Source organism: Kitasatospora sp. UYEF31, from assembly GCF_057291755.1.
The window spans coordinates 159,468-180,562 of the sequence record NZ_JBXAWK010000003.1 but is presented as its reverse complement, the minus strand read 5'-3'; the positions used below and the strand labels follow the sequence as shown (position 1 = coordinate 180,562).

Sequence of the window (21,095 nt, the reverse complement as noted above, 5' to 3'; positions counted from 1 at the left end):
AGGGCCGGCCCGCGCACTCCGGGATCGTTACAGTTGCCGCGACCGGTACGTCACGGTTTTGTGATGGAACCGACCGGAGTAACCCTCTGTCCCAGGTCAGGGGTTTGACCATGGCAGGATGACTGGCGATGAGGATCCCCGCACTACGCCGTCGCCAGCTGCCCGCAGAACCGGGTGCGTTCGGCGTGGCCAGGATCGACCGTCGCACCAAAGACCTGACCAAACGGCTGCGCCCCGGCGACGTCGCGATCATCGACCACGCCGACATCGACCGGGTGGCCGCCGACGCGTTGGTCGCAGCCCAGCCGTCGGCCGTGGTCAACGCGGCGTCGTCCATCTCCGGGCGCTACCCCAACGTCGGCCCGCAGATCATCATCGAGGCCGGGATCCCGCTCCTCGACGCGGTCGGCGACGGGGTGATGAGCCGCATCAGGGACGGGCAGCTCGTCCGGATCGGCGACAACGTCCTCTTCCACGACGACGCGCCCGTCGCGGTGGGCACACTCCTGGACAAGGAGTCGGTGCAGGCCGCCATGGACGAGGCCCGCGCGGGCCTGTCCGAGCAGATCGAGGCGTTCGCGGAGAACACGCTCAAGTTCATCCGTGACCCCGAGGAACGCAACCTCATCCTGGACGGCGTCGGCATCCCGGCGGTCAACACCCGCATCGAGGGCCGGCAGGTCCTCATCGTCGTCCGCGGCTACCACTACCGCGAGGACCTCGCCGCACTGCGCCCGTACATCCGGGAGTACCGGCCGGTGATGATCGGCGTGGACGGCGGCGCCGACGCCCTGATCGAAGCCGGCTACAAGCCGAACATGATCGTCGGAGACATGGACTCGGTGTCCGACAGCGCACTGCGCTCCGGGGCCGAGATCATCGTGCACGCCTACCGCGACGGCCGCGCCCCCGGCATGGACCGCCTCGCCGAACTCGGCGTGGACGGCATCCCCTTCCCGGCCACCGGCACCAGTGAGGACATCGCGATGCTCATCGCCGACGACATGGGCGCGAGCCTCATCGTCGCGGTCGGCACGCACTTCACCCTGGTGGAGTTCCTCGACAAGGGCCGCGCGGGAATGTCCTCGACCTTCCTGACCCGGCTGCGGGTGGGCAGCAAACTGGTCGACGCCAAGGGCGTCAGCCGCCTCTACCGCAGCCGCATCTCCACCATGTCGCTGCTGATGCTGTGCCTGGCCGCCCTGGTCACCATCGTGGTCACCGTCCGGGTCTCACCGCTGGGGCAGGCGTACTACCACGCCTTCGGCGCCCAGTGGGACGCCTTCGTCTACTGGTTGCAGGGACTGTTCCGTTGATCGACTTCCGCTATCACGTCGTCTCCATCATCGCGGTGTTCCTCGCGCTCTCGGTGGGGCTGGTCCTGGGCAGTTCCTTCCTGCGTGAGGCGGCCGTCCGCGGCCTCGACAGCCAGATCCGGCTGCTCAGTCAGCAGAACGACGGCCTGCGCAAGGACGTCGGCGCCCGGGACGCCAACATCAAATACCTTGAAGGCTTCATCGGCACGACCGTCCCCCAGCTGGTCGAGAAGAAGCTCACCGACGTCAACGTCGTCGTGGTCGCCCTGCCGGGCAGTGACAGCAAGAAGACCGACAACCTGATCCACACGCTGGACCTGGCCGGCGCGAAGGTGACCGGCCAGGTGTTCGTCAAGGGTTCGTGGACCGACCTGAAGCAGGAGAGCGCGCTGGCCCAGGCCGCCGGGACCCCGCCGCAGGGGGCCGGGCCCAACGGCCCCGCGACCGCGGACGCCAAGGCCGCGACCGCGCTGGCCACCGCCGTCATGACACACCGCACCCCGGCCCAGAACACGACGACCGGGCAGCAGTCGGGCACCCCCGGCCCGGGCGCCAGCGCCACACCCACGTCCGGCACCACTCAGAACCCCGGTATGACGGGGGCCACGGTCCCGGTCCAGCGGGACACCGGCGCGCTCACCCGCCTGAAGGACGCCGGATTCATCGACGTCAAGGGCGAACCCGGCAAGGGCGCCACGCTCGCTCTGGTCAGCGTGCCGTCGGACGTCGTCGGCGGGGAGAACCCCGGCAAGGTCAGCGAGGCGTACCTGGTGCTTTCCCGCGCGCTGGCCACTGCGGGCGAAGGGGCCGTGGCCGCCGGGACCACGACCTCCGCGCAGGAAGGCGGATTCCTGCAGGCGCTGCACGGTGACGAGAACACCTCGAAGCTCGTTTCCTCGGTGGACAACGCCGACACTCCGGCGGGTCAGGTCGCCACCGTCTGGATCATGGCCGGCGCGCAGGCCGACCGTCGGGTCGGCCATTACGGCACTGTGGGCACCACCGACGGCTGGCTGCCGAAACTCCCCCTCCCTGAGGAGACGAAGAAACCTTGAACACCGCACGCGTCCTCACCGCGGTCGGCGCCGGATACGCGGCCCGGCTCGCCTACACGGCTCTGACCCGCCGTCCGGCGGCGCAGACGGAGCGCTTCGACCGTACGAACCACAGAGGCAGGACGCTGACGCTCCTGCAGGGCCCCGCCGTCGCCGTCGGTACGGCGGCGGCGCTGACCGTCGTCCCGGGCGTCCCCGCCCGCTGGAAGGCCGCCGGGGTCCTGGCGACCGTGGGCGCGGCCTGCTTCGGCACGTACGACGACCTGGTCGGCGACAGTGACCGCCGCGGGCTCAAGGGCCACCTGGGCGCGCTGGGCGGCGGTGAACTGACCACCGGCGGCATCAAGATCCTCGGCATCGGCGCGACCGGCCTGATCGCCGGGGCGATGGTGCAGCGCAAACCGCTTGACAAGCTCCTCGCGGGCATCGTCATCGCCGGCACCGCCAACCTCATCAACCTGTTCGACCTGCGTCCGGGCCGGGCGTCCAAGGCGCTGCTGATCGCCGGGGCCCCGGCCTGGCTGCGCGGGGGAGCCCCCGCGATGCTGGCCGCCGCCCCGATGGGCGCCGCCGCCGCGCTGCTGCCCGACGACCTGGGCGAGCGCAGCATGCTCGGCGACGCCGGGGCCAACGCGCTCGGCGCCGCGCTGGGCGTGGCCGCCGCCGCCCGGGCCGGCCGCCTGGGGCTGCTCACCCGGGCCGGACTGCTCGTCGGCCTCACGCTGGCCAGCGAGAAGGTCTCCTTCACCAAGGTCATCGCGGACACCCCGGCGCTCAACGCGCTCGACATGCTGGGGCGGCGTCCGGCTCCGGTCCCGGCGCAGAAGCAGCAGGAAGACACCCCGGCCGCGGTATGACCGCTTCCGGCCGACCGCCTGTCCCCGGGGGAGCGCCTGGTTCCGGCCGACCGCCTGTCCCCGGGGGAGCGCCTGTCCCCGGGGGAGCGCCTGTCCCCGGGGGAGCGCCTGTCCCCGGGGGGCCGTCCGTTTCCGGGCAGCCGCCCGTCGACCATGTTCGCGATGCTGTTTCCGGGCCGGATCCACAGCGTTCCGAGCGTGCCCGACGCGGCAGTTTTTCCGCCACCGCGACTACCGGCGGTGGCGGCGGAGGTGGTACCGGTGCCGCCGGGAAGCGGATCAAGACGGTCCTGGGAGCGGCGGCGCTGATCAGTGCAGTCACAGTGCTGGCCAGGGTCGCGGGCTTCGGGCGGCAGCTGGTGTTCTCCGGCACGGTCGGCGAGACCCTGCTGGGCACCGTCTACACCACCGTCAACGCGGTCCCCAACATCGCCTTCGAGGTCGTCGCGGGCGGCGCGCTGGCCAGTGTCGTCGTCCCGGTCCTGGCCGGGCCCGTCGCGGCCGGGGCCCGCGAGGACGCCGACCGCATCGCGTCGGCCCTGCTCACCTGGGTCGTCCTCGCCCTGACGCCGCTGGTCCTCGCCGGCCTGCTCGCCGCCCGGCCGATCGCCGGACTGATGCTGGCGGGCAAAGCGGACGAGCCGGGGGCGTCAGCGGTCGGCGCGCGCATGCTGTTCGTGTTCGTCCCGCAGATCATGTTGTACGGAATCGCAGTCGTCACCGGCGGCATCCTCCAGGCCCACCACCGCTTCGTGGCGTCCACGGTCGCGCCGCTGGTCTCCAGCGTGACGGTCGCCGTCGCCTACGTGGTGTTCGCCGCCGGGTTCGACGTGGACCTGAACGACCTGGCCACGCTGTCCCGGGACGCCGAACTGGTGTTGTCGCTGGGTACGACCGCCGGGGTGCTCGCGCTCGTGCTGTGCACGGTCGTCCCCCTGCGCGGTACCGGCCTGCGGCTGCGCCCCACCCTGCACTTCCCCGACGGAGTCGCCCGGAAGGTCCGCACCCTCGCCGGGGCGGGTGTCGCCGCGCTGATCGCCCAGCAGGCCTCCATGGTCACCGTCCTGCTGCTCAACAACCGCCGAAGCGTCCCGCACGGCTCGGTGGTCGTCTACCAGAACGCCTGGATGGTCTACCTGCTCCCGTACGCGATCCTGGCCGTCCCGATCGCCACCGCGGCGTTCCCCCGGCTCAGTACGTACGCCCACGACGGCGACCACGCGGCGTTCGCCCGGACCACGGCGTCGACCACCCGTTCGGTCCTGCTCGTCAGCGGTGCCGGAGCGGTGCTGCTCGCCGCCGGGGCCTGGCCGGTCGGCTGGTTCTTCGCGCAGTTCATGCGGGGCGACGTCGACCAGGGCCGGATGGCGTGGGCCCTGGTCGCCTTCGCCCCGGGCCTCGTCGGCTACGGCCTGACCGCGCAGCTCGGCCGGGTGCTCAACGCGTCGGGACACGGCCCGACGGCCGCCACCTGCACGGTCGCCGGATGGTTGACGGTGGTCGCCGCCGATGTGGCGCTCGCGGCGGTCCTTCCGCCAGGCTGGACCGTGGTGGCACTGGGTATCGGGAACTCCGTCGGCATGACCGTGGCGGGTGTGGCACTGACCGTCGCGACCGCCCGCCGGGTAGGGCACGATGCCGTACACGGAATCTTCAGTAAGGCGTAGGACAGGGGACCGCCGCGCGGGATCCACGTCGTACGGATGTCGTACGCGGGTCAGCACCGCCGGGACGCGCCAGGACAGCACCAGGCCCTACCGGCGGAGCACCAAGCCGGACGGGAACAGCACCAAGCCGCACCAGCAGAGCACCAAGACGCAGAGGAGTACCCGTGGACACCCCCGCGACGGCAGGACCGGCCCGGCTGCGCGCCGTCCTGGTGCTCGCCACCTCCACCGGTGGCGTGGGCCAGCACGTACGTTCGCTCGCCGGACAACTGGTCAGGCGCGGCGTCGCCGTGACCGTGTGCGGCCCCGCGGCCACCGAGGAGCACTTCGACTTCACCGGGACCGGCGCGAAGTTCGCCCCCGTGGAGATCGCCACCGCGCCCCGCCCCAGTGACCTCACCGCGGTCAAGGCCCTGCAGAAGGCCGTGGAGGGAGCGAAGGCACACGTCGTGCACGCCCACGGGCTGCGGTCCGCGCTGATCGCGGGCACCGCGCTGGGCAAGAAGCGCCGCGGCCGCACGCCGCTGGTCGTCACCCTGCACAACGCCGTCCTCGCCGGCGGCCCCAAGGCGATGATCGGCGAACTGATGGAGACCCGGGCCGTCCGCGGCGCCGACGTCGTCCTGGGCGCCTCCACCGACCTGGTCGACCGGGCCCGCGCGCTCGGCGCGACCGACGCCCGCTTCGGCCCGGTGTCCGCGCCCCCGCTCCCCGCCCCGCGCCGGGACCGGGCCGCCGTACGCGGTGAACTCGCCTCCACCGACCGGCCGATCGTGCTCGCGGTGGGACGGCTCGCCCCGCAGAAGGCCTACCCGCTGCTCCTGGAGGCCGCCGAGCGGTGGATAACCCTCGACCCGGTGCCGCTGGTGCTCATCGCCGGGGAGGGCCCGCTGCGCGCGGAACTGCAGCAGCGCATCGACGCCGAAAGGCTGCCGGTGCGGCTGCTCGGCCACCGCGACGACATCCCCGACCTGTTCGCCGCGGCGGACCTCGTGGTGCTGCCCAGCGAGTGGGAGGCCCGTTCGCTGACCGCCCAGGAGGCGCTGCGCACCGGGGTGCCGCTGGTGGCCACCGCGGTGGGCGGTACGCCGTCGCTGGTGGGTGACGCGGGCGTCCTGGTGCCGTACGGGGACGTGCCGGCGCTCGCGCAGGCGGTGGCGGACCTCATCGGGGACCCGAAGCGGCGCGCGGAGCTGGTGGCGCTGGGCAAGGAGCAGGCCGCGACCTGGCCGGACGACGACGAAGCGGCGGGCCAGGTGCTGGGCGTGTACGAGGAGTTCGGCCCGAACTGAGCTCTACCGGTTTTGGACTTCGCGGGGCACTGTGTCTGTCCGGGGCCGCCCGGCGAACTCCAGGACCGTCACCCGATGCCCTGCCGGTCCGGTGTCAGCGCGAACGCCTGCTCCCGCTCGTCCGGGTGCACCCGCGCCACGTCCGCCCGCAGGAACTCCCACTGCCGCAGCAGCGGCGCCCTGCGCTCCTGTGGCGCGATCCGCAGCAGGTCCTCCAGCGACGCCGCGAGCCGCCGCGTCACCTGCGGGGAACGGGCCCCGTACTGCCGGGTCTCGGTGAACGCCAGGTCCACCAGGTCCGCCCAGCAGGGCAGCGGCTCGATCAGCCGCACCGTCCCCTGCCGGTCGGTGTGGGTCCTGTCGTCCAGCGGCAGCCGTACGACGTAACCCAGCAGCGCGTGCATGCGGTCGAACGCGTTGACCCCGGTGGTCGGGTCGTTGACCCCCGAGGACAGGGCCCGCGCGGAGATGTCCGCCAGCTGGCGGAAGCCGAATGAGAAGTCCTGGAACATCGACCGTTCGATGCCCATGTTCAGCGACCTGTGCAGCGCCTTCACCGTCAGCTTCCCGGTCCCGTACACCGCGGCCAGCGGGGTGCCCGGGATCAGGTAGTCGCCGATCCGCGGGATCAGGCGCAGAGTCACCCCGCGTTTGCGCGCCAGGTGGACGAGCCGGGCCTCGTTGACGCTGCGCAGCACCCCCGGCCGGCCGGTGTAGGCGAGGGTGCCGGTCACTTCGCCGACCGGCCCGGCGGCCCGGCTGAAGGGGACCCGGTCCAGTTCGCGCAGGCTCTCCCGGGCCAGGGCGTCGATGACGTAGGTGACCCGCATCATCGTGATCGTGGAGTTCACGTAGAGGACGAAGAGCACCAGGCAGGCGACGACCAGCCCCAGGGCCAGCCACGAGGAGAGGAAGGGCTTGGCGTCGGCCTGCTGTTCGAACAGACCCCGGCCCTTCTGCACCCGCAGGGCGAACAGGAAGGTCAGCAGGAACATCGACATCGTCGCTTTTGTGATCTTGCTGCGCAGGTACAGCCGGATCACCCGGGGGGAGAACTGGCTGGCCGCCATCTGGAGCGCGACCAGGGTGATGCTGAAGACCACACCGATGAAGGTCAGCATCGACGAGCTGATGGTGGCCACGGCCGCTGCGCCGGCGGTCCCGATCCTGTCGATGACCACGAGGCCTTCCTCGTCGTTCTGCTCGACCAGGTTGTCGTAGAGCGCGTTGTCCAGCTCCATGGCGAGCGTGGCCAGCAACCACCCGACGACGAGCCCGAGCAGCGGCGCGAACAGGAACGAGTCCCGCAGCCGGTCGCGCAGGTACGGGAACCTGCGCGGCCGGGGTGCCGGTCGCACGAGCATCGTCGGCGGGTGGTCCGCGGTCACGGCCGGGTCACCCCTTCAGCGGGCGGTCGGGCACCGGCACCGGCCCGGGGACCGGTCCCGGCACCGTCGGTCCTTTCGCCAGGCGCAGCGCGGTGTCGATCAGCGGCACGTGGCTGAAGGCCTGCGGGAAGTTGCCCACCTGCCGTTGCAGCCTGGGGTCCCACTCCTCAGCGAGCAGCCCCAGGTCGTTGCGCAGCGACAGCAGGCGTTCGAACAGCTCGCGCGCCTCCTCGTAGCGGCCGATCATCGCGAGGTCGTCGGCCATCCAGAACGAGCAGGCCAGGAAGGCCCCTTCGTCGCCGGGCAGGCCGTCGACGCCCGCCGATTCGCCGTGTGTGGGGTAGCGGTGCACGAAGCCGTCCTCGGTCAGCTCGCGTTGGATCGCCTCGATGGTCCCGACGACCCGCTTGTCGTCCGGCGGCAGGAAGCCGACCTGCGGGATGAGCAGCAGGGAGGCGTCCAGCTCGAGCGAACCGTAGTACTGGGTGAAGGTGTTGCGGTCGGCGTCGTACCCGTACGCGCAGACCTCGCGGTGGATCTCCTCGCGGAGGTTCAGGAAGCGTTCCAGCTGGTCGCCGCCGACCGGGTGCGCGGACAGGAACTGCACGATCCTGTCCACGGCCACCCAGGCCATCACCTTGGAGTGCACGAAGTGCCGGCGGGGGCCGCGGACCTCCCAGATGCCCTCGTCGGGCTCGCGCCAGCGGGACTCCAGGTAGTCGAGCAGCCGGATCTGGAGGTGGATCGACTCGTCTTCGAGCGCCGGGTCGGCGGCCCGCGCGTGGTGGAGCGCGTCCAGGACCTCGCCGTACACGTCGAGCTGGAACTGGTCGGCCGCCGCGTTGCCGATGCGGACGGGGCGGGAGCCCTCGTAGCCGTCCAGCCAGGTGGCCTCGTACTCGGTCAGCCGCCGCTCGCCGGTGATCCCGTACATGATCTGGAGGTTCTCCGGGTCGCCCGCGACCGCCCGCAGGAGCCAGGCGCGCCAGGCCTTGGCCTCCTCCAGGAAGCCGGTCTTGATGAGTGAGGTGAGGGTGATCGCGGCGTCCCGGAGCCACGTGTAGCGGTAGTCCCAGTTCCGTACGCCGCCGATGTCCTCGGGGAGGGACGTGGTGGGGGCCGCCACGATGCCGCCGGTGGGTGCGTACGTCAGCGCCTTCAGGGTGATCAGCGAGCGGATGACGGCCTCACGCCAGGGGCCCGTGTAAGTGCACTGCGCCACCCATCCGGCCCAGAACTTCTCCGTGAGCGCGAGGGCCTCTTCGGCGTCCGTGTGCAGCGGCGGGCCCGCGTGCGAGGGGTGCCAGGTCAGGGTGAGGGCGATCTTCTGGCCGGCTTCGACGGTGATGTCGGAGTAGGTCGTGAGGTTGCGTCCGTAGGTGTCCTCGGGGCTGTCCAGCCACACCGCGTCGGGCCCGGCGACCGCGACCGTGCGGCCGTCGTCGTGACGGTGCACCCACGGGGTGATGCGGCCGTAGTGGAAGCGCATCTTCAGTTCCGAGCGCACCGGCACACTGCCGCTGACGCCCTCGATGATGCGGACCACGGTGGGCGCGCCGACCAACTGGTCGGCGGGCGGCATGAAGTCGGTCAGCCGCACGGTGCCGCGCGGCGTCTCCCATTCGGACTCCAGGACCAGCGAATCCCCGACGTAGCGCCGCCGGGTGGCCGGACCGCCGGACAGCGGGGCGATCTGCCAGAAGCCGTTGTCATGGGTGCCGAGCAGTGACGCGAAGACCGCGGGGGAGTCGAACCGAGGCAGGCACAGCCAGTCCAGCGACCCCTCACGATTGACCAGGGCGGCCGTCTGCATGTCCCCGATGAGGGCGTAATCCTCGATACGACTAGTGGTACGCACGTATCCATCCGTCCGTTTGTGCAGGGTCTGCCGCCTGACGGCAGACTAAGTCGGGGGCGTTGATCGCGCGCCTTTTGGAGTTGCGCCGGGATCGGCCCGATCCGGTGACCGTATGTGTCGCGGGGGCAGTCGGTCCACATCGGGGCGATCCGGTGATTCATCCTCATTTCAACCGGAATCATCGGACAAATAGGACGTTCGGATTTCAGGTAAGTGTCAACAAAGCTTACGGAGGGTGAGTCTGCCGCCGTTCGGGGGCGGTGTGCGGGACTCCCCAGTCCAGCGCTGTTAGGCTGGTATCCCGTGGACGTCCGGGACCTTCCGGTAACGGCCCCGACCGCAGTCGGCGGGTCGGGCCCCAGGTCCCCACCTCCGTACGCAACCACGGGAGCCCCCCTTTGTCAGTGCCCCACTCGCAGGACCGGCGTGGATCGAACCGACCGGCCAAGCACCTCTTCGTCACCGGAGGTGTCGCGTCCTCCCTCGGTAAGGGCCTGACCGCATCCAGCCTGGGCGCACTGCTCAAGGCACGGGGGATGCGCGTGACCATGCAGAAGCTCGACCCGTACCTCAACGTCGACCCCGGAACGATGAACCCGTTCCAGCACGGCGAGGTCTTCGTCACCGAGGACGGCGCCGAGACGGACCTCGACGTCGGGCACTACGAGCGGTTCCTCGACGAGAACCTGCACGGCTCGGCCAACGTCACCACCGGCCAGGTCTACTCCACGGTCATCGCCAAGGAGCGCCGCGGCGAGTACCTCGGCGACACCGTCCAGGTCATCCCGCACATCACCAACGAGATCAAGTCCCGGGTCCGGGCCATGGCGACCGACGACGTCGACATCGTCATCACCGAGGTCGGCGGCACCGTCGGCGACATCGAGTCGCTGCCGTTCCTGGAGTCGATCCGGCAGATCCGGCACGAGATCGGCCGCGACAACGTCTTCTTCCTGCACGTTTCGCTGTTGCCGTACATCGGCCCGTCCGGCGAGCTGAAGACCAAGCCCACCCAGCACTCCGTCGCCGCGCTGCGCTCCATCGGCATCCAGCCCGACGCGATCGTGCTGCGCGCCGACCGCCCGGTGCCGCAGGAGATCAAGCGCAAGATCTCGCTGATGTGCGACGTCGACGAGGAGGCCGTGGTCGCCGCGATCGACGCCCCGTCGATCTACGACATCCCCAAGGTCATCCACGGCGAGGGCCTGGACGCGTACGTCGTGCGCCGCCTCGGTCTGCCGTTCCGCGACGTCGACTGGACCGTGTGGGCCGACCTGCTGCGCCGGGTGCACCAGCCCGAGGGTGAGGTCACGGTCGCACTGGTCGGCAAGTACATCGACCTGCCCGACGCGTACCTCTCGGTCACCGAGGCCATCCGGGCCGGCGGTTTCGCCAACAACGTCCGCGCGAACATCAAATGGGTGACCTCGGACGACATCACGTCGCCCACGGCCGCCGCGCGGGTGCTCGGCGACGCCGACGCGATCCTGATCCCCGGCGGTTTCGGCGAGCGCGGTGTCGAGGGCAAGGTCCACGCCATCACCTACGCCCGGGAGCAGGGTGTGCCGATCCTCGGCATCTGCCTGGGCCTCCAGTGCATGGTCATCGAGGGTGCCCGCAACCTCGCGGGCCTGACCGGCGCGAACTCCCTGGAGTTCGACGAGCAGGCCAAGCACCCGGTCGTCGCCACGATGGCCGACCAGCTCGACATCGTCGCGGGTGACGGCGACCTGGGCGGCACGATGCGCCTGGGCTCCTACCCGGCGAAACTCGCCGAGGGTTCGCTCGCGGCCGAGGTCTACGGCGCGGCCGAGGTCGACGAGCGCCACCGGCACCGCTACGAAGTGAACAACACCTACCGCAAGCAGTTGGAGGAGGCGGGGCTGGTCTTCTCCGGCACGTCGCCGGACGACCACCTGGTCGAGTTCGTCGAACTGCCACGCGAGGTGCACCCGTACTTCATCGCCACGCAGGCGCACCCCGAGCTGAAGTCCCGGCCGACACGCCCGCACCCGCTGTTCGCGGGTCTGGTCGCCGCCGCGGTGCGCCGGCTCAGGGGCGAATAGTCACTGACTGCTTCTCAAGAGCGTCCGGTACGGATTTCAAATCCGTACCGGACGCTCTTCTCACGTCCGCGCGGGCGACCCCGGTGGTTCCGGGCAACGTTAGTGTTCTTGCCATCAGCCGCAGGTGGAAGGACTTGGACATGGGCAGCGACGACTACACGAATGTCACAGACACTCCGGAGGAGTGGCCGGTCGACGAGTCGGCCGTGGTCTACGAGGGCCGGGTCACGACTCTCCGGACCGACGTCGTACGGATGCCCGACGGCTCCACCGGCCGCCGTGACTACCTGCAACACCCGGGCGCGGTGGGGGTGTTGGCCCTGGACTCGGACAACCGGGTGCTGGTCCTGCGGCAGTACCGCCACCCGGTGCGACACAAGCTGTGGGAGCTGCCCGCCGGGCTCCTGGACATCCCCGGCGAAAACCCTCTGCACGCGGTCCAGCGTGAGCTCTACGAGGAAGCCCACCACAAGGCAGACGACTGGCGGGTGCTGACCGACAGTTACCAGTCCCCGGGTGCGATGGACGAGGCCGTACGGGTGTTCCTCGCGCGCGGAGTGTCCGAGTCCACGGGTGAGAAGCACGAAGCCGAGGGCGAGGAACTCGACCTCGAAGTGGCGTGGGTGCCGCTGGAGGAGCTCGTGCGGCTGATCCTGGCCGGAAAGCTCCACAACGCGCTGCTGGTCAGCGGGGTCCTGGCGACCTACGCGGCGCTCCACGGCGACGGTTTCGACGCCCTGCGGGCCGCGGACGCCCCGTGGCCCGCCCGCCCGTTCTGAGCCGGTCGTCCCGCTGCGTGACAGCAGTCCCTGTGGTCTCCTGTACTCCGTACACGACCTGTCGGGTTTCCTCGGGGACTGGTGGACCGGATGAGCAACTTCTCAGGCGAAGAGCCGGGCGGCGACAAGGAGTTCACGCGGTCGCCGAACCACTTCGCCGCGCGCGTCACCGCGGACGGCCGGGACGGCTGGCCGGTGGAACCGGGCCGCTACCGGCTCGTCATGAGCCGGGCCTGCCCGTGGGCCGGCCGGTCGGTCATCGTACGCAGACTCCTCGGCCTTGAGCCCGTCCTGTCGATGGCCGTCACCGACCCCGTCCAGGACGAGCGCAGCTGGCGGTTCACACTCGACCCGGACGGGCGCGACCCGGTCCTGGGGATCTCCTACCTCTCCGAGGCCTACTACGCCGCCGAACCCGGGTACGGCGGCGGTGTGAGCGTCCCGGCGCTGGTGGACGTCCCCAGCGGGAAACTGGTCACCAACGACTACCCGCGGATCAGCCTGGACCTGGCCACCCAGTGGACCGCGTACCAGCGCCCCGGGGCACCCGAGCTGTACCCGCGGAAGCTGCGCCCGGAGATCGACGAGGTGATGGAGTCGTTCAGGACGGACGTCAACCTGGGCGTCTACCGGGCCGGGTTCACCCGGAAGCAGGCGACCTACGACGACGCGTACGCGGCGTACTTCCGGCGTCTCGACCTGCTGTCGGAGCGGTTGGCCGACCAGCGCTACCTGGTGGGCGACCACATCACCGAGGCGGACATCCGGCTGTTCGTCACCCTGGTGCGGCACGACGCCGTCTACCACGGGCACTACAAGCTGAACCGCGACAAACTCACCGAACTGCCCGTCCTGTGGGCGTACACGCGCGATCTGTTCCAGACGCCCGGCTTCGGTGACACCGTCGACTTCGACCACATCAAGACGCACTACTACTACGTGCACCACCTGGTGAACCCGTCCCGGGTGGTGCCGCGCGGGCCCGACCTGTCGGGGTGGAACACGCCGCACGGGCGCGAGGCGCTGGGCGGCAGCCCCTTCGGCGCGGGCGGGACACCGCCGGGCCCGGTGGCGCCGGGCGAAGAGGTCCCCGCGGCGGGGCGGGCGTGAGGGCGGGGTCTCTCCCTGACGCCCGGCCCGCTCTGGTGTGACCGTGCGGATTCGGCCAGGATGTCCGAGCGCACGGCGCAGGGACCGTTGTACGAGCGTGGGGATGGTTGTGCGGAGAACACAGAAGGCTTTTGCCGTCGCGGCGGTACTGTGCGCCGGGTTGACCGCGGCCTGCGGCCTGGTCGGCCAGGAGGGACCGTCGGATGAATACGTTCCGCCGCTGACGCTCACCCAGGGGCCGGGGGCCAGGGCCGCCGCCGTCCCCGGGGCTGCTCCGGAGGAGACCCCGGCCCAGGAGCCCGTGGCGGGGGACGCGCCGGCCCCGGACGCGCTGCCTGCTGATATTCCGCCCGCTGATATTCCGCCGGCTGATGTCCCGTCGTCGCCCCCGGGTGACGCCCCGGCCCCGGAGGTACCGGTGGCGCCGGTCGCGCCGGCCGCGCCGGCCGCTCCACAGCCGGGAGCGTCCCCGGACCCCGTCGTCCCCACGTTCCAGCCGATCGGGCCACCGCCCGCGGGCCCGCCGCCGGCGGACGTCACCGTGGCGCAGCTGCCGGAATCCCTGCGGACCCGGTTCCCCCGACAACTGGCGACGCTCAACCCCACCCAGCTGGCCGCCCTCAAGGCCTGCTCGGACCAGGGCCTCAAGGGCACCTGCGTCGTGGACATCACGCTCGCCGGCTGGGGCCCCGGCATCTGGGGCATGGGGGAACCCGCCCGCTGAGCGCGGGCCGACCCGCGGGCGCGGCAGCTGACCGGGTGCGGACCGGTGGACGCGGCGGCCCACCGCGGGCGGACCGGTGGACGCGGCGGCCCACCGCGGGCTGACCGGTGGACGCGGCGGCCCACCGCGGGCTGACCGGTGGACGCGGCGGCCCACCGCGGGCTGACCCACGGACACACCCGCACTCCCGTGCGCCTGCAACTCCCGGAAAGACCTGTTCGCTAACCTGCCGCAGACAGACGTACACGCGGGGCGGCGGGGGCGGACGGTGGCAGGTGGGCATGGCAGGGGAGACCGGTAGGGCAGGACCTGCTGGTGGTGGCGTCGCCGACGGGGTCGACAGCCTCGGCGGGCTCGTCCCCGGGATGCGCAGGGCGGCCGAAGACGATCTTGATCTGGACCCCGACCCGGACGGCGTCCAGACCGTACGCAACAAACTGACACTCCCGCCGTGGCGCCCCCCGGCGCAGCTGCCGCCCGCACTGGCCGACTTCGTCGGCCGGGCCGACGAACTCGACACGCTGTACGGCTGGGTCACCGGACCCGGCGCCGCCATACCCGCGCAGCAGTCCCTGCTCCCGCCGGACCGCGTCGTGTCCGTCACGGGCCCGGTCGGCACCGGGCGGAGCGCGGTGGCCGTACACCTCGCGCACCGCCTCGCACCACAGTTCCCCGACGGACGCCTGTACGCCCGGCTCACCGGACCGCGCGGGGAGACCACCGCGCCCGGCGACGTCCTGGAGTCCTTCCTCTACGCCCTTGAGGAGACGGAGATCCCCGCCTCCGTCGAGGCACGCGGCGACAGGCTCCGCGAACTCCTCGGCACCCGGCGGGTGTTGATCCTCCTGGAGGACGCCACCGGCACCCCGCAGCTGCGTCCGCTGCTGCCGCAGAGCCCGCACAGCCTCCTCATCGTCACCACGGTCGCCCCGCTGGCCGGAATCGGCCGGGCCGCGGCTGTGCGCTCCTGCGTCCTGGCGGAACTCGACCCGCCCGCCGCCGCCCGCATGCTCGAAAACCTCGCCGGCAGCACCCGGGTGGCCTGCGACCCCAGGGCCGCCGACGAACTGCTGTCACTGTGCGAGTTCCACCCCACCGCGGTCCGCCTGGCCGGGGCGTGGCTGCGGGCCCGCCGGCGGTACGCGATCGCCGACCTCACCCGGCGGCTGCGCATCCAGCGGCTGCGGCTCGAACGCATGGAGGAGCCTCCTGAGGATCTCGCGGTCCGGGCCTGCTTCGACCTGCTGCACGGCGAGCTGGTGCCCTCCGCGGTCCGCCTGCTGCGCCTGCTCGCCCTGGTCCCCGGGCGCGAGTTCGGCGCGGACGCCGCCGCCGCGCTGGCCGACTGCGGCCCCGACGCCGCCGCGACCGCGCTGGCCGAACTGGCCGAACTGCACCTGGTCGAACCCGGCTCGGCCCCGGGGCGCTACCGCTTCCACGAACTGGTCCGCGGCTACGTACAGGAAAGCCTCGACAACGAAGAGCGCCCCGGTGAGCGCCGCACCGCGCGGCTGCGGCTGATCGACCGCTACATCCGCCTGTGCCGGGCCGCCGAGGCGGCCGTCGCCGGCCGGGCCCGGGAAGCCGAGCCGGACGTACGGTTCACCGGCGCGCCGGAGGCCAGGGCCTGGCTGCGCATCGAACGGCCCGAGCTCATGGCCGCCGCCAGGATCGCGTCGGCCGCCCACCTGGACGCGCCCACCCGGCACCTGGTCGCCGTCCTGGCCCGGCTGCTCGACCGGCGCGCCCACTGGCGGGACGTCTTCGAACTGCACGAGCTGGCGCTGTCCTGCGCCCGCAGGCACGTCCGGCCACGCGAGGAGGCCGTCGCGCTGCTCAACCTGGGCAACCTGCACGTCCTGCGGCACGAACTGGAACAGGCGCTCGCGTGCTACCGGTCCGCCCTCGAAGTGAGCAGGGCACTGGCCGACCCGGCGGGGGAGGCCAGGGCCATGGTCAACCTCGGCAACGCGTACGCCGACCTGGGCGACACCCACCGGGCCGTGGACTGGTACGACCGGGCGCTGCTGCTGCGCCGCACCATCGGCGACGAGGAGGGCCAGGCCCGGGTGCTGTCGCTCCTGGGGCGCACCCGCGCCCGGATGGGGCGGTACGAACAGGCGCTGCGGGACCTGCGGGCCGCCCTCGGTGTCCGCCGCCGGCTGGGCGACCCGGCCGCCGCGGGGCGCACGTCCGCCGACATCGGCGAGGTCCTCGCCGACGCCGGGCGGGTGCACGAGGCGCTGAGCGTCTACCGGGGCACCCTCGAATCCTTCCGGGCCGCGGGCGACGAGCGGGCCGAGGCCGCGGCCTTCCTGCGGACCGCGGACCTGCTCGACGAGGTCGGGGACCGCCGCGAGGCCCGCGACCGGCGCAGGCAGGCGCTGTCCCTGCTGACCGACGCGGGCGCGGACGACGCCGTGGCGCAGGTGCGCCGGCTCCTCGACGACGGCCGCGGTGAGTGATCCCCGCCGGGCCGGGGCGCTGACCGCAGGGCAGTCCGAAGCGAAGGTGGACAGGCCCGGTGGGTTGGGAAAGCCCGGGTGCGCGGCCTGTCACCTACGAAACTGTAGGTAGATCCGAGCGGATCTTTCACTTTGAAAGGTTGGCAGCGGGTTTCACCGGTACTAAGCTAAGCGAGTCGCGACCAACGCGGGCGGTGTCCCACTGCCATCGCTGCCGGTTTTGCGCTCCTTTCCCGCGCGTTATCCCGTTAGGACGAATAGTCGTGAAGGTCGGCATCCCCCGCGAGGTCAAGAACCACGAGTACCGCGTGGCAATCACGCCGGCCGGCGTGCACGAGCTCGTGCGCAACGGCCACGAGGTCTTCATCCAGAAGGACGCCGGCCTCGGCTCCTCCATCCCGGACGGCGAGTACACCGCCGCGGGCGCGAAGATCCTCGACACCGCCGACGAGGTCTGGGCGACCGGCGAGATGATCCTGAAGGTCAAGGAGCCCATCGCCTCGGAGTACCACCAGCTGCGCAAGGACCAGGTGCTCTTCACCTACCTGCACCTGGCGGCCTCGCAGCCGTGCACCGACGCGCTGCTCGACGCCGGCACGACGTCCATCGCGTACGAGACGGTCCAGCTCGCCAACGGCGCCCTGCCGCTGCTCGCCCCGATGTCCGAGGTCGCGGGCCGGCTGGCCCCGCAGGTCGGCGCCTACCACCTGATGCGCTCGGCCGGCGGCCGCGGCGTCCTCCCCGGCGGTGTCCCCGGCACCGGCGCGGCCCGCGCGGTCGTCATCGGTGGCGGCGTCTCCGGCTGGCACGCCGTCACGATCGCACTCGGCATGGGCTTCCAGGTCACGCTGCTCGACCGCGACATCAACAAGCTCCGCGAGGCCGACCGCCTCTGGGGCAACCGGGTCGAGACGATCGTCTCCAACTCCTTCGAGCTGGAGAAGGCCGTCCTGGCCGCGGACCTCGTCGTCGGCGCCGTCCTCATCCCGGGCGCCAAGGCCCCCAAGCTCGTCACGAACGAGATGGTCTCCCGCATGAAGTCGGGCGCCGTGCTCGTCGACATCGCCATCGACCAGGGCGGCTGCTTCGAGGACTCGCACGCCACCACGCACGACGACCCGGTCTACAAGGTCCACGACACGGTGTTCTACTGCGTCGCGAACATGCCCGGCGCGGTGCCGAACACCTCGACGTACGCGCTGACCAACGCGACGCTGCCGTACATCATGCAGCTGGCCAACCGCGGCTGGCGCGAGGCGCTGGCCGCCGACCCGGCGCTCGCCAAGGGCCTGAGCACCTTCGAGGGCACCCTCACCAACGGCCCGGTGGCCGAGGCCCTCGGCCTCGCCTTCGTCCCCGTCGAGGACATCCTGAAGTAACCCGTACGGCATTCCCGTACAAACCGCGCCGGGCGGCGGCGAAGGGTGCGGACAGGCACCCCGCCCCGTCGCCGGGCGGCGGACAGAGCGCTGGGCCGGATCCCCACAATGGCGTGGGGGTCCGGCCCCCGTGCGTTCCCGGGTGTTGACTGGGGCGCGTGAACGACGCAGTCGACAAAGTGACCTCAGGGCCGTCCCGTACGGGGATCGCCGATATGCCGGACCACCACCGGGCAGCCGACCCCTGGGCGGCCCCCGTGCGGGCCTTTCTGGACCACCTGGCCGTCGAACGCGGACTGTCACCGCACACCGTCGGCGCCTACCGGCGGGACCTCAGTCGGTATGTCGACTTTATGACCGGTCTCCGCCGCGACTCACCCGCTGTGGTGACCTCCCCGGACATCAGTGCGTACCTGGGGGCGCTGCGCACCGGTGACGACCACGGTCCGGCCCTCGCCGAAGCCTCCGCCGCGCGCGCCCTCGCGGCGGTGCGCGGCTTCCACCGCTTCGCGCTGCGGGAGGGCGTGACCGGACGGGACGTCAGCCGGGAGACGACTGCGCCGACACCCCGTCAGCGACTGCCCAAAGCGCTCCCGCTGGACCGGATCGAAGCGCTCCTGGCGGCGGCGGCCGTCGGGGAACCACCCTTCGCGCCGCGCGACCGCGCGCTGCTCGAACTGCTCTACGGGACCGGCGCGCGCATCTCCGAAGCGGTCGGCCTCGACGTCGACGACATCGACCTGACAGCGGGAACCGTGCAGCTCAGAGGCAAGGGCGGCAAGCACAGGGCGGTGCCGCTCGGGTCGTACGCGGCCACCGCGGTCGAGCTCTACTTCGCCTCCGCGCGCCCACACCTGGCGCTGCGTCAGAAAGCTTCGGCCGTACGGGGGGCCGCCGTCGCGGTGTTCCTCAACGCGCGGGGCGGACGACTGTCGAGACAGAGCGGCTGGACGATCCTCAAGACCGCCGCCGAGCGGGCCGGCATCACCGGCGGAGTGTCACCCCACACCCTCCGGCACTCGTTCGCGACCCACTTGTTGGACGGCGGCGCGGACGTGCGAGTGGTGCAAGAACTGCTGGGCCACGCATCGGTGACGACCACCCAGGTCTACACACTGGTCACTATCGACAAACTGCGTGAAGTCTACGCATCTTCCCACCCCCGGGCTCTTGACTGAACGACAGCTGATGTTGCGCGCGTCTGGCGGTTCGCCTTGCTGGGAGCGGGCGACACGCCATAGAGTCGCAAATCGTCAGTAGGGATACACACTGACGAAGCGAGAAATAGCCTGGTCGGCAAGGAGGTAAGACGACTTGTGAACGAGTCGACATTTGCTCCCGGTGGCGCCACTCCAGGGCTGGTCCAGGGCTTCGCGCCGGCCGCCCCGGCGGGCGGGACCACGATGGAGCACCAGGCGGAGCCTTCACGGCCGGGCCTGTCGACGGCTGACCATCCCGGTGCGCCCGCCCCTGACGGGGCTCAGGGAACCGCGTACGACATGTACTACTACGACAACGAGTTGCGGCACGTGGAAGAACTACGCGGTGGACCCTTCGACCCGGACGCGGACTATGAACCCGATCCGGAATACGCCGCGACCCTCGCGCCGGACGCTGCGACGCAGCGCCGTGAGCGGGTGGGCCCCACAGGCCGCCCGTTGCCGTACTTCCCCATTCCCAGTCCGCGGGAGAACCACGGACCGGCCACGATCATCGCGATGTGCAACCAGAAGGGCGGCGTCGGCAAGACGACGTCCACGATCAACCTGGGCGCCGCGCTGGCGGAGTACGGGCAGCGTGTGCTGCTCGTGGACTTCGACCCGCAGGGCGCCCTGTCGGTCGGCCTCGGGGTCAACCCGATGGAGCTGGACCTCACCATCTACAACCTGTTGATGGAGTCCAACCTCAGCCCGGACGACGTCCTGCTGAAGACCATCATCCCGGGCATGGACCTGCTGCCGAGCAACATCGACCTGTCGGCCGCCGAGGTCCAGCTGGTCACCGAGGTCGCCCGGGAGACCACCCTGGCGCGGGCCCTGCGCCCGCTCATCGCGGACTACGACTACATCATCATCGACTGCCAGCCGTCGCTCGGTCTGCTCACGGTCAACGCGCTGACCGCGGCCAACAGTGTCATCGTGCCGCTGGAGTGCGAGTTCTTCGCACTGCGCGGTGTGGCGCTGCTGACCGAGACGATCGAGAAGGTGCACGAGAGGCTCAACCCCGACCTGCGCCTCGAAGGCATCCTGGCCACGATGTACGACGTACGCACGGTGCACGGCCGGGAGGTTCTGGCCCGTGTCGTCGAGGCGTTCGGCGACAACGTCTTCCACACAGTCGTCTCACGGACCGTCAGGTTCCCGGAGACCACCGTGGCGGGGGAGCCGATCACCACGTACGCGTCGAACTCCGTGGGGGCAGCCGCCTACCGCCAGCTCGCGAGGGAGGTGCTCTCCCGGTGTCCCGCCGAGTGAGCCTGCCCGGCGCCCATGAGCTCTTCCGCACCACCGGCGGCATGGGCGTGCCGTCGCGTCAGGCCGCGGCGCCCGACAGCGGGGGCGAGCGGCTGCGTTCCGTACCGCCGCAGGCGCCCGGCGGTCAGCAGGCCGAGCGCGCGGAGGACAGCGGTGCGGGGACGCGCCCGGGCTCCCCGGGCGCGTCGTCCACGGCCGACTCAGGCCGGCCGGGTGCGGGCGCGGCCCGGGAAGCCGTCCGCGCCGAACCCGCCGACCAGTCGGCCGGGGAGGAACACCGCGGGGACGGCGGGCGTCCGGCCCCCGTGCCCGCGCCCAGGCACGGCGCGACCCGCCGGGTCCGCGCGCCCCGGCGGCCGACCGGGCGGGAACGGCACGACGAGAAGATCACCGTGTACGTGTCCGCCGAGGAACTGATGGACCTCGAACACGCCAGGCTCAGCCTGCGCGGTGACTTCGGGCTCGCCATCGACCGCGGCCGGGTCGTCCGGGAGGCCATAGCGGTCGTCCTGGCCGACCTCGAGGCCCGGGGCGAGGACAGCATCCTGGTCCGCAGGCTGCGCGGCTGAACGGGTCTCCACCCGCTTTACGCCGTTCAGGCTGTTCAGACCGGTCAGCAGCAGACAGACCCGTCCGGCACCGGCGGGTCTGTCATGCTGTGCCCC

Annotated in this window: 16 protein-coding genes; 14 read left to right on the top strand and 2 right to left on the bottom strand. The window is 71.5% G+C overall.

Going from position 1 to position 21,095, the window contains the following annotated elements; translation table 11 throughout:
• The first annotated feature begins 128 nt into the window (after positions 1-128).
• From steA to AC0Z36_RS02630, 5 genes are all read left to right on the top strand, one after another.
• Positions 129-1,316, top strand: coding sequence for a putative cytokinetic ring protein SteA (gene steA, locus AC0Z36_RS02650; protein WP_485460986.1), 1,188 nt, complete (start codon positions 129-131; stop codon positions 1,314-1,316).
• Positions 1,313-2,371: a copper transporter gene (locus AC0Z36_RS02645; protein ID WP_485460985.1), complete on the top strand. Its 1,059-nt coding sequence runs from the start codon at positions 1,313-1,315 to the stop codon at positions 2,369-2,371. Before steA ends, AC0Z36_RS02645 begins: the two co-directional genes overlap by 4 nt.
• Positions 2,368-3,228, top strand: coding sequence for a hypothetical protein (locus AC0Z36_RS02640; RefSeq protein WP_485460984.1), 861 nt, complete (start codon positions 2,368-2,370; stop codon positions 3,226-3,228). Before AC0Z36_RS02645 ends, AC0Z36_RS02640 begins: the two co-directional genes overlap by 4 nt.
• A 323-nt stretch (positions 3,229-3,551) precedes the next feature.
• On the top strand, positions 3,552-4,895 hold the full coding sequence (gene murJ / locus AC0Z36_RS02635; protein WP_485460983.1) for a murein biosynthesis integral membrane protein MurJ: 1,344 nt from the start codon (positions 3,552-3,554) through the stop codon (positions 4,893-4,895).
• 164 nt (positions 4,896-5,059) lie between these two features.
• Positions 5,060-6,187, top strand: a complete 1,128-nt coding sequence (locus AC0Z36_RS02630) for a glycosyltransferase family 4 protein (protein WP_485460982.1) — start codon at positions 5,060-5,062, stop codon at positions 6,185-6,187.
• 68 nt (positions 6,188-6,255) lie between these two features.
• On the opposite strand, the gene AC0Z36_RS02625 is transcribed toward AC0Z36_RS02630, so the two are convergent.
• Together AC0Z36_RS02625 and AC0Z36_RS02620 are read right to left on the bottom strand one after the other, a co-directional pair.
• On the bottom strand, positions 6,256-7,575 hold the full coding sequence (locus tag AC0Z36_RS02625; RefSeq protein ID WP_485460981.1) for a DUF2254 domain-containing protein: 1,320 nt from the start codon (positions 7,573-7,575) through the stop codon (positions 6,256-6,258).
• A gap of 7 nt (positions 7,576-7,582) precedes the next feature.
• Positions 7,583-9,433, bottom strand: a complete 1,851-nt coding sequence (locus AC0Z36_RS02620; RefSeq protein ID WP_485460980.1) for a glycoside hydrolase family 15 protein — start codon at positions 9,431-9,433, stop codon at positions 7,583-7,585.
• A 398-nt stretch (positions 9,434-9,831) separates the two neighbouring features.
• Here AC0Z36_RS02620 and pyrG point away from each other — a divergent pair, with 398 nt between their 5' ends.
• The 9 genes from pyrG (at position 9,832) to AC0Z36_RS02575 (ending at position 20,999) form a co-directional block, all read left to right on the top strand.
• Entirely contained in the window at positions 9,832-11,499 is a 1,668-nt protein-coding gene (gene pyrG / locus AC0Z36_RS02615; RefSeq protein WP_485460979.1) for a CTP synthase, read from the top strand.
• A 140-nt stretch (positions 11,500-11,639) separates the two neighbouring features.
• On the top strand, positions 11,640-12,278 hold the full coding sequence (locus tag AC0Z36_RS02610) for an NUDIX domain-containing protein (protein ID WP_485460978.1): 639 nt from the start codon (positions 11,640-11,642) through the stop codon (positions 12,276-12,278).
• A gap of 90 nt (positions 12,279-12,368) precedes the next feature.
• Positions 12,369-13,388 carry a glutathione S-transferase family protein gene (locus tag AC0Z36_RS02605; RefSeq protein WP_485460977.1) on the top strand — a complete coding sequence of 340 codons (1,020 nt, stop codon included), beginning with the start codon at positions 12,369-12,371 and terminating at the stop codon, positions 13,386-13,388.
• A 109-nt stretch (positions 13,389-13,497) separates the two neighbouring features.
• Entirely contained in the window at positions 13,498-14,112 is a 615-nt protein-coding gene (locus AC0Z36_RS02600) for a hypothetical protein (protein WP_485460976.1), read from the top strand.
• 281 nt (positions 14,113-14,393) lie between these two features.
• Positions 14,394-16,577 (top strand): tetratricopeptide repeat protein, encoded by a 2,184-nt coding sequence (locus tag AC0Z36_RS02595; RefSeq protein WP_485460975.1) that lies wholly within the window; start codon positions 14,394-14,396, stop codon positions 16,575-16,577.
• 263 nt (positions 16,578-16,840) lie between these two features.
• Positions 16,841-17,956 (top strand): alanine dehydrogenase, encoded by a 1,116-nt coding sequence (gene ald, locus AC0Z36_RS02590; RefSeq protein WP_485460974.1) that lies wholly within the window; start codon positions 16,841-16,843, stop codon positions 17,954-17,956.
• A 158-nt stretch (positions 17,957-18,114) separates the two neighbouring features.
• Entirely contained in the window at positions 18,115-19,134 is a 1,020-nt protein-coding gene (locus tag AC0Z36_RS02585; protein WP_485460973.1) for a site-specific tyrosine recombinase XerD, read from the top strand.
• A 321-nt stretch (positions 19,135-19,455) separates the two neighbouring features.
• On the top strand, positions 19,456-20,430 hold the full coding sequence (locus tag AC0Z36_RS02580; RefSeq protein ID WP_485461000.1) for a ParA family protein: 975 nt from the start codon (positions 19,456-19,458) through the stop codon (positions 20,428-20,430).
• Positions 20,415-20,999, top strand: a complete 585-nt coding sequence (locus AC0Z36_RS02575; protein WP_485460972.1) for a hypothetical protein — start codon at positions 20,415-20,417, stop codon at positions 20,997-20,999. Before AC0Z36_RS02580 ends, AC0Z36_RS02575 begins: the two co-directional genes overlap by 16 nt.
• Positions 21,000-21,095: the final 96 nt, after the last annotated feature.

Coding starts and splice junctions, on each gene's coding strand:
- steA (WP_485460986.1), top strand. CDS start 129: ATGAGGATCCCCGCACTACGCCGTCGCCAGCTGCCCGCAGAACCGGGT.
- AC0Z36_RS02610 (WP_485460978.1), top strand. CDS start 11,640: ATGGGCAGCGACGACTACACGAATGTCACAGACACTCCGGAGGAGTGG.
- AC0Z36_RS02605 (WP_485460977.1), top strand. CDS start 12,369: ATGAGCAACTTCTCAGGCGAAGAGCCGGGCGGCGACAAGGAGTTCACG.
- AC0Z36_RS02595 (WP_485460975.1), top strand. CDS start 14,394: ATGGCAGGGGAGACCGGTAGGGCAGGACCTGCTGGTGGTGGCGTCGCC.
- AC0Z36_RS02580 (WP_485461000.1), top strand. CDS start 19,456: ATGTACTACTACGACAACGAGTTGCGGCACGTGGAAGAACTACGCGGT.